2 protein-coding genes are annotated in these 1,880 nt (G+C 61.6%); both read left to right on the plus strand.

Annotated features, from left to right (window positions below):
* Positions 1-256: 256 nt before the first annotated feature.
* Positions 257-757 (plus strand): RNA polymerase sigma factor, encoded by a 501-nt coding sequence (locus JNL55_RS27365; protein ID WP_293862088.1) that lies wholly within the window; start codon positions 257-259, stop codon positions 755-757.
* Between the two features lie 20 nt (positions 758-777).
* The gene (locus JNL55_RS27370) at positions 778-1,827 is read left to right on the plus strand and encodes a FecR family protein (protein WP_293862091.1); all 1,050 of its coding nucleotides are present in this window, start codon (positions 778-780) and stop codon (positions 1,825-1,827) included.
* The last annotated feature ends 53 nt before the right edge of the window (positions 1,828-1,880 follow it).

Consider the following 1,880-nt stretch of genomic DNA (forward strand, 5'->3'; position numbering starts at 1 on the left):
CATCGGAGGCAACGTCGCCCCGCTGCAGGCGAGCAAAATACCCAGGCTCAAACGACTACCGTAGCTCATCGATTCTCCCATGTGCGGCGAGTGCCCCGCGGCCCCGCCTGTTACTGTGGTACGCCGATAAGAGCCAGCGGCCGCGCAGAATGCACAGGGTCACAGCATGAAAATATTTTTTGGCATCGGGTGTGCAAAACTGCGCGCTCGTGGCTCTTAGCGGTAACCGCGCTGCTATTTCGCTGCCGAGAACGCGTTGGACAAACCCGACCCACCACAGGACACGACCCACACCTACCAACTGCATAGAGAGCAGTTGCGCGTGTTCTTTCAAGGGCTTGCGCGTCAAACGCACGATGCCGAGGACATGCTCCAGGAGGTTTACGTCCGCCTGGCCCGGCATCCGCCCAGCGAACCGCTGCGCGACCCGGTGGCTTACCTGTTCCGGGTGGCGTGGAGCGTGCTGAAGCGTTCGTACCGTCATGCCCGCCGCCGTCCGGTGGCGCACGACCCCAATAGTATCGAGACGCTGCTGGTCGATCACGCCGCTGATGTGAGCGATGAAGTGATCGCCGAGGAAGCCCTGCTCACCTGCCTGAAGCAGCTGCCGCCGATCTATGGCGCGGTGTTTTATCTACGCCGACGCGATGGCTTGGAGTACGCCGCCATCGCCAAGGAACTCAATATTTCTTTGCCTCAAGTACGCCGCTATCTCGGACGGGCCCTGGCGCACTTGAAGACGCATCTCGCTGACTGACCCGCCAGGGACGAGCCCTCATGCCACCCAAACCCACCCCACAGGCCAAAATCGATCAACAGGCTGCCGACTGGTTCGTCCGACTCGACGATCGCAGTCGCGTGCTCAGCGCTCGCGAACAAGCACGCTGGCTGGCCTGGCTGCAGCGTTCGCCGCGCCATCTCGAATCGTTCATGAACGTGGCCGAGCTGTACGACCGCTTCGAAGGCATCGATAAAGATTCGCGGTTCGACGTGATGCAGTGGTTGCAACAACGTCGCGGCGAGACTCTGGATATCGGCACGCGGTTCGCTCGCCCTTCGGCACCAGCATGGCAGGCAGCAATTCGCAGTCGGACTTTCGCGCTCGCCGCTTCGGTGTGTCTCGCTGTGCTCGCGGCTGTGTCTTGGTGGGCGTTGAGTGCCAACGATCGTTATAAAACCAGCATCGGCGAGCAGCGCACCGTGCAGCTCACCGATGGCTCGACCATCCAACTCAACACGCAGTCGAAAGTTAGCGTCGCGCTCGGTGAAAATTCGCGAGTCATCGAGCTCGAGGGTGAAGCGACGTTCACGGTGGCTCACGATGCCACCCGGCCGTTCCTGGTGAAAACTCACGACGCCACCACCCAGGCCGTCGGCACCAAGTTCAATGTCTATCAGGAGAACGGCCGCACCCGCGTTGCCGTCGTCGAAGGCGTCGTCGTCGTCACTCCGGTCGCTGTCGCTGCCACCACCGCCGCAACCACCGTCAAAGCAAAACCGCCTCGCCCGCTCACTATCGTTGCTGGCGATGTCGTCGATGCCTCCGCCGGCCGCGTCGAACACGCGCCCGAAGCGGATGCCACCGCCGCCATCTCTTGGCAGCAACATCGCCTGATCTTTAAAGACACCTCGCTCGGCGAAATCGCGCGACAGTTCAATCGCTACAACGCCGTGCAAATCGAAGTCGCCCCGGCCGTACGCGCCAGCATCCAACTGTCCGGCACCTTCGATGCCAAACAACCCGGCACATGGATCCGCTACTTACAAGGCCGCAACGACGTCGCGATTCGGCAGGATGGCGAACAGTATCGGCTGGAAGCCAAGTAGCCAGCGAACTGCGATCCGCTAGTCCACGCCGACCATCACACTCGATGCTTTGA

It is taken from the genome of Steroidobacter sp. (assembly GCF_016790065.1).
In the GTDB taxonomy this organism is placed as follows: domain Bacteria; phylum Pseudomonadota; class Gammaproteobacteria; order Steroidobacterales; family Steroidobacteraceae; genus Steroidobacter.

Bases quoted from the DNA above. Each gene is read 5' to 3' on its own strand.
- JNL55_RS27370 (WP_293862091.1), top strand. From the start codon at position 778: ATGCCACCCAAACCCACCCCACAGGCCAAAATCGATCAACAGGCTGCC.